We start from the raw sequence: 6,792 nt of genomic DNA on the forward strand, positions 1-6,792 counted from the left end.
TCCAAAACTGGAATAAAATGTATTCGTGGGGACAGGATGTTTCTTCTGGCTTCGCGTCGTACCGGGCGCGCCGCGGGTACGATTCGGCCCGCTACTGGCACTACGACCGTGCTTCGGACTCCTCCCCGCGCCTCGGTTTCCGCCCCGTCCTTGAAGTCCTGAACCCTGACACACTGGGCTCTGACGGGATGAAGGTCGTTACCCTTGACCTGAACGGCGGCAAGCTGGGCGGCAGCTCCGAGGATATTCAAATTATTGTGAAAAAAGGCATCGCATTTGCCGCGCCTGCGTCCGACGGTCTGAACCGCCCGGACGGAGATACGGGCAGCTACTTCATGTGGCTTGACGGCAATGGCAATTCCTACGAACCCGGCGGCAGTGTTCCTGCTGATGTGACTGAACTGACGGTGCAGTGGACAGCCCCGACCTACGTCGTAACCTTGAATACGAACGGCGGCACGATCAACAGCGGCAATGTCACCGGATACACCTACGGCGTGGGTGCAACGCTTCCGACAGCCGACGATATGACCTATACGGGATATACGTTCAAGGGATGGTATGACAACGAAAATCTGACCGGCTCTCCTGTTACGGCAATCGGCGGTACAGAAACGGGCAATAAGGAATACTGGGCGAAGTGGGAAGCAAATGCCTACACCGTCACGCTGAACACGAACGGCGGAACGATCAACAGCGGCAATGTCACCGAATACACCTACGGCGTGGGTGCAACACTTCCGACAGCGGGCGATATGACCTATACAGGCCACACGTTCGTGGGCTGGTATGACAACGAAAATCTGACCGGCTCTCCTGTTACGGCAATCGGCGGTACAGAAATGGGCAATAAGGAATACTGGGCGAAGTGGGAAGCAAATACCTATACCGTGACATTTTACCCTAATGGTGGCAGTGTCAATCCGGTTGCTGCTACCACAGATAGTTCCGGCAAGCTGTCCTCTTTACCTACACCAACCCGTGGTGGCAACTATCGTTTTGATGGATGGTACACCGAACAGACCGGCGGCATAAAAGTTACCTTAAATCAGGTTTATACGGCAGATACCACCCTATATGCCTACTGGATCTATACTAGCGGCAGTTCATCTTCCGAAGACAGGGACGATCCCTCTGACAACGCCTTTATTACTGATCGTCCGAACAAGGATAACCCGACCACACCAACCACAGCAAAATCAAATTCTGTAAAAGTGGATAGTGAGGGAAACGCAGTGATTACAAGAAGCATAGTTGCTGATGTTATCTCCGTTGCCCAGACTGACTCAATAAAGCATGGGAATACGAAAAACGGTATCGCAGTGGTTGTTCCTGTGGAAATCAGCAAAGCGTTAGCTGGTGTGCAGATTACGCTGAAAGCAGATGCACTGGATAAACTAGTGTCCTCTGGCGTCAAACGATTTACCATCGATACTGACAGTATGGCTGACTTTGGATTTATGCTGGATACCCTAAAGGAACTGAACCGTCAGACTACCGGAGATCTTATTCTAAAAATGAAGAAGACCGCAGTTACCTCTCAGGAAGTAGAAACAGCCATTGGAAATCGCCCGGTCTATGATATTACCTTATGGGAAGTAAAGAACGGTAAGGAAACTGCTGTCAACTTGAGCGGGAAGACCGTCAGCATTGCAATTCCGTACACGCCGGCGAAAAACGAGCAGCCTGGCAACCTGTATGCGGTTTATGTGGACGAAAACGGTAATGTACAGTGGATCAGCAAATCCAGCTATAATATGGATCAGAAAGCAGTGATTTTTGTAGCAGAGCATTTCAGCATCTACGGCATAGGCTACAAGAATCAGATTCCTGCCTTTACCGACGTGAACAACCACTGGGCAAAGGACAATATGCTCTTTGTTGTTAGCCGTGGGCTGCTGAGTGGTACCAGTGCCACCACCTTCAGTCCCAATACCGGCATGACCAGAGGAATGTTTGTCACCGCTCTGGGGCGATTAGCAGGTGTTGACCCGACTGATTACCAAGCCAGCATGTTTACCGATGTGAAAGAAGATGCTTACTACGCCCCCTATGTCAACTGGGCGGCAAAGACTGGCGTTGTCAGTGGAACGACAGATACTACTTTCGCCCCGGATACCAACATCAACCGCGAGCAGATGGCGGTCATTATGAAGAACTACGCTACCAAACTGGGCTACACCATCCCGAAAACTCTGGAAGTTGTGAATTTTGCGGATAGCGCAGGTATTTCTTCCTGGGCAAAAGAAGCGGTCAAGTCCATGCAGCAGGCGGGCATCCTTGCGGGCAAGACAAACAACTGTTTCGACCCTGCTGGAACCGCAACCAGAGCCGAAGTCGCTACCGTCCTGCGGCGGTTCGTGGAGATCGTCATCGATCCGCAGACTGCCAACGGCTGGGTGCAGAACGACAGCGGTGAATGGAGTTACTACAAAAACGGGGATTTGGTCAAAGGTTGGCTCTCTAATGATCAGAAGTGGTACTGGTTGGACAAAAATACCGGCAAAATGTTCTCTGGTGGTTGGAAGCAGATTGACGGTAAGCAGTATTACTTCTACGCAGATGGCTCTATGGCGGTGAATACCACCGTAGACGGCAAGACCATCGGTGCGGATGGAGCCAGAAAGTAAGTTTTTACCAGCAAATTAAGAATTAAAACAGGGGCATTCCAAACGACATGTGTACTGGAATGCCCCTTCTACAATAAAAGACTGTTTGCCCGTAATAGCAGCGGACAAAGAATAAACGCGGTCGGGTAAGCAGATACCCAGCCGCGTTTATTCTTTCTCTGGTTTTCCCCTTGTGTCGAGCATTTTGTCAATCAGGGCAAGTAAAAGCTCCTGTTCCCGATGACTGCATTGTAGGACTAAACGCTGTATGCGCTCTACGATTTCGCTCTCCTGTTCTATCTGCGGTGCGAGAACTTCATCAAATGAAGCACCAATAGCATTAACGAGACGGATCAGGACGTCCAAGCTCGGCTTTCGTTTGTCATTCTCGATAGCTGCTAGAAAACGAGAACTGATTTCGGCACGATCCGCAATTTGCTCACGGGTATAATCCCGTTTTTCTCTAGCGCAGCGAAGGGAACAACCAAATGAGAACATAATTTGTTGCTTTTTTTTAGACACTCTTCGTCACCTCACATAACAATATTCTACGATTTACCAATGCTATGCGAAATGATTGCAGAGTAGCTTTTTCATAACCACTATCCGTTCCGTTCTGGCTTAAGGGGGGAGTTGATGATATACAAAGAAAATAGCCTGTCTGTTATCAGCGGGCGTTCTTAACGAAAAAATCTGGCTGCAAAATCTCGCTAGCAATCAAAAAATCAACTTTCCATTCATACCATTTTTGCGGAACGATACGGAACTATTAGTAGTCTATAAATTTCCACAAAACAGAACGGACAAGAACATGGAATATTCCCGTGTTCCTGTCCGTTTTGTTTTATTCATTTTTCCAAGAAGCCGATCTCCACCTCCATTTCGATTCACTCGTCAATCACCTGTGAATCGAAATGGAGGTACATAATGAAGAAAATTAACCTTCGGGAGCTTTATCCTGATGTTTATACAACAGACTTTTTTGTAGATGTGACAGAGGAAGTAATGGAGACTATTCGGGCAGCTGAACGTGCGGAGGCTGCGTATGAGCGAAAGATGTATCGTTATAAAGCACAGTATTCTCTGGATTGCGAGAATGGCATTGAAAATGCGGTGCTGTTGAAGCCGCAAACACCGGAGATGGCGCTGGAGGAGAAACAGTTTCAGGAGCAGGTCTATGCCGCTGTGATGAAGCTGCCGGAGAAACAGGCAAAGCGAATTTATGCCCGATACTATCTGGGAATGACGGTAAATGAAATTGCCGAAGTAGAAGGTGTAGACCCAAGCCGCGTCCGTGACAGTATCCGACGTGGCTTAAAGCAGCTCGGAAAATATTTTTGATAAAGTTTCATTTGATGCGCCTGTTTTTTGCTTTTTTTGTCAGTGTTAATAAGAAGGACAAGTTTTCCTCCTTCATCAGTACATTGACAATCGAATAGACAGCACAACAGGTACATAACCCATGTATGAGCGAATATGAAACGCCGCGAAGATGGAGCAGTCAGGGAGGTGATGAGAGAACTGCTTCGGAGCGATCTACGATTTCATAAAACGGATTGTGGCAGATCCGGCGCGATGACTGCATGGGGGCTTAAAGATACTTCCTCACGGCCCGCCAAAGACTTGGGGGGAACCCTGCGGCACACGATACGAACGATGCTGCGGAGTTATGACAGCCGCGCCAGCGGAGACCTGTTGTGTTCCCATCGTCAGGGGGCGTGGCAAATATGACGAGTAATCCGAACAGAATAACAGTAGCCGCACCAGGTTTTTATCCGAAGATTTCTTTCAGACTGGTGCGGCTATTTAAGTATTAAGATATTAAGGAGGCGAGAGTGATGTTTGAAAAATTCCATCGAGGTGACATATATTCGGCTGATTTAAGCCCTGGTATCGGCTCTGAACAAAGTGGCTCTCGTCCTGTACTCATTCTTCAAAACAATGTGGGAAATTGTTTCAGTCCTACGATTATTATTGCAGCAATTACCAGTGTAAGCAAAAAAAGCAGAAAGTTCCCCACGCATTACCACTTAAATGACAGATGCGGTTTGGTGAAACCATCTGTTGTTATGCTGGAACAGATCAGAACAATCGACAAGTCGAGGTTAAAAAACTATATTGGTCATCTAAACAAGGATGACATGGAAAATATAAACAAGACGCTCTTGTGCAGTCTAGGGATTACATAAAAGTGCCGAAAGGCCGTATCATTTTCAGGCTGTGCAAGTAGAGTTATAATTTCATTAGGAATTGCGGAGGTGATTCTGAATGGAGAATATCCAGAATAAAAGCGCATTGATTTCTTCAGATGAAATCCGGTCAGAAGAACTTCTGGCGGAACAAAAATTTGAAGCGTTTATCACTTCGCTGGCACATATCATCGAGAAATATGGTATGAGAGTGCTGGGCGAGGTTGACGGAGCTGCGTGAGAATCGCAGCTTTACATAGGATATTTTCCAAAAGTAAATTTTGGAGGTATGAATTATGAACCGATATGGAAAACGCTGTGTTTTGTATCCGAGGGTCAGCACAGAGATGCAAGTGGACGGATACAGCCTGGAAGGTCAAAAAAATATGCTGACACGATTTGCGGATCGTGAGGAAATGATCATTGTTGATATTTATGAAGATGCCGGTAAATCCGGTAAATCCATTGAGGGACGACCTGCCTTTCAAAAAATGCTCAGAGATATTGAGGATGGCTTGGACATTGACTATATTTTAGTGTATAAGCTGTCACGGTTTGGCCGTAATGCAGCAGATATACTTAACTCTTTGGAGTTGGTTCAATCTTATGGTGTAAATCTGATTTGCATAGAAGAAGGGATTGATTCCTCTCAGACAAGCGGAAAACTTTTGATTTCTGTACTATCTGCTGTGGCTGAGATTGAGCGTGAGAATATTATCGAGCAGACGATGAACGGACGGCGCGAAAAGGCACGGCAAGGTGGATGGAATGGTGGCTTTGCTCCCTACGGATATACACTGGAAGATAACAAGCTGATGATTGAAGAAACAGAGGCTGTGGCAATACGGAAGATTTTTGAATTATATACTTCATCGGAAATCGGTTTGGGTGGTATTGCGAATCAGTTGAACTTACAAGGTATACGGAAAATTCCGAGGCAGAATGGCACATTAGAGGATTGGACAGGACATTTTATTAAACTGATACTGGATAACCCGGTTTATTGCGGTAAAATTGCCTATGGACGGAGAACGAAGGAAAAAGTCAAAGGCACAAAAAACGATTACCAGATGAAAAGAAATGACGATTACATTCTGACAGAGGGACAGCATAAAGGAATCGTTAGTGAGGAGGTATGGGAAAAGGCTCATGCCAAGCGTCTTAGAACCGGAGTAAAGCAACCGTCAAAAATTGGACGGGATCGAGTTCATTTGTTATCCGGTCTGCTGAAATGCCCGGTTTGTGGAAGTCCCATGTATACGAATAAACACGCATGGACAAATAAAGATGGCACTTACAAAGAAATTTACTATTATGTATGTAGTCGGAATAGGATGGTCAGGGGTAAGCATTGTGAATATAAGGCAATGCTGAAAAAGACTGATATTGAACCGATGGTCATTGAGGCAATTCGTGAGATCGTAAGGAATGAGGAATATGCCCAAGCCATTAAAAAACGGATTGGCGTTCAGATTGACACGAAAGTAGTGGATAAAGAACTGGAGGGCTATCAGGCAAAGCTGAAGGAAGTTGATCTGAATAAAACAAGATTGGAACGGGAAATTGACAGTCTCCCTGCTGATGCAAAATACCGGGAACGAAAGCTCCATGATATGACCTTGCGGTTAGATTCCCTATATGATGTCATTGTTGAGCTGGAGGAAAAAATCGAAGATGCCAGACTTCGGCGAGATGCAATTAAGCAGCAGGCAATTACTCTTGAGAATATTTACAAAATCATGGTGAATTTCGACTGCGTTTATAATATAATAAATGACGAAGAAAAGAGAAATGTGGTCACAGCCTTGATTAAGGAAATTGAAATTTACAGGAATGACGAGTCTGAATATCCGCTAAAGCGGATTGGTCTGAATTTTCCGGTATTTAAGGATGGCGGGGAAGTTACGGAGCTTTTGTGGGACAAAGGGAATACCGTTGAGACGGTATGTTTATTGTCCAAACTTCAAAGCAAGGAACATATCGAGATCGAAGTG

Annotated in this window: 6 protein-coding genes; 5 read left to right on the plus strand and 1 reads right to left on the minus strand. The window is 46.1% G+C overall.

Features of this window, described 5'->3' with window-relative positions; translation table 11 throughout:
- Window positions 1–2,630: S-layer homology domain-containing protein (locus DWV16_RS18490; RefSeq protein ID WP_199719803.1), on the plus strand; the 2,630-nt coding region annotated here is incomplete at its 5' end.
- Between the two features lie 147 nt (window positions 2,631–2,777).
- Here DWV16_RS18490 and DWV16_RS18495 read toward each other — a convergent pair.
- Complete coding sequence (locus DWV16_RS18495) at window positions 2,778–3,131, minus strand: helix-turn-helix transcriptional regulator (RefSeq protein WP_243007374.1); 354 nt, start codon at window positions 3,129–3,131, stop codon at window positions 2,778–2,780.
- Between the two features lie 405 nt (window positions 3,132–3,536).
- On the opposite strand from DWV16_RS18495, the gene DWV16_RS18500 reads away from it, so the two are divergent.
- The 4 genes from DWV16_RS18500 to DWV16_RS18515 all read left to right on the plus strand — a co-directional run.
- A complete protein-coding gene (locus DWV16_RS18500) occupies window positions 3,537–3,950 on the plus strand; it encodes a sigma-70 family RNA polymerase sigma factor (RefSeq protein ID WP_093369044.1) in 414 nt (137 codons plus the stop codon).
- A gap of 497 nt (window positions 3,951–4,447) precedes the next feature.
- A complete protein-coding gene (locus DWV16_RS18510; RefSeq protein ID WP_002576184.1) occupies window positions 4,448–4,798 on the plus strand; it encodes a type II toxin-antitoxin system PemK/MazF family toxin in 351 nt (116 codons plus the stop codon).
- Window positions 4,799–4,877: 79 nt separating this feature from the next.
- Window positions 4,878–5,039 carry a hypothetical protein gene (locus DWV16_RS19400; RefSeq protein ID WP_199719804.1) on the plus strand — a complete coding sequence of 54 codons (162 nt, stop codon included), beginning with the start codon at window positions 4,878–4,880 and terminating at the stop codon, window positions 5,037–5,039.
- A 55-nt stretch (window positions 5,040–5,094) separates the two neighbouring features.
- Window positions 5,095–6,792, plus strand: a 1,698-nt coding sequence (locus tag DWV16_RS18515; RefSeq protein ID WP_147349497.1) for a recombinase family protein, incomplete at its 3' end; no start/stop codon positions are given.

The organism is Anaerotruncus sp. AF02-27 (assembly GCF_003465835.1).
In the GTDB taxonomy this organism is placed as follows: Bacteria; Bacillota; Clostridia; order Oscillospirales; family Ruminococcaceae; genus Anaerotruncus; species Anaerotruncus rubiinfantis.

What these genes read in the sequence shown, in the direction of transcription:
- DWV16_RS18500 (WP_093369044.1), top strand. Translation starts at nt 3,537, where the DNA reads ATGAAGAAAATTAACCTTCGGGAGCTTTATCCTGATGTTTATACAACA.
- DWV16_RS18510 (WP_002576184.1), top strand. Translation starts at nt 4,448, where the DNA reads ATGTTTGAAAAATTCCATCGAGGTGACATATATTCGGCTGATTTAAGC.
- DWV16_RS19400 (WP_199719804.1), top strand. Translation starts at nt 4,878, where the DNA reads ATGGAGAATATCCAGAATAAAAGCGCATTGATTTCTTCAGATGAAATC.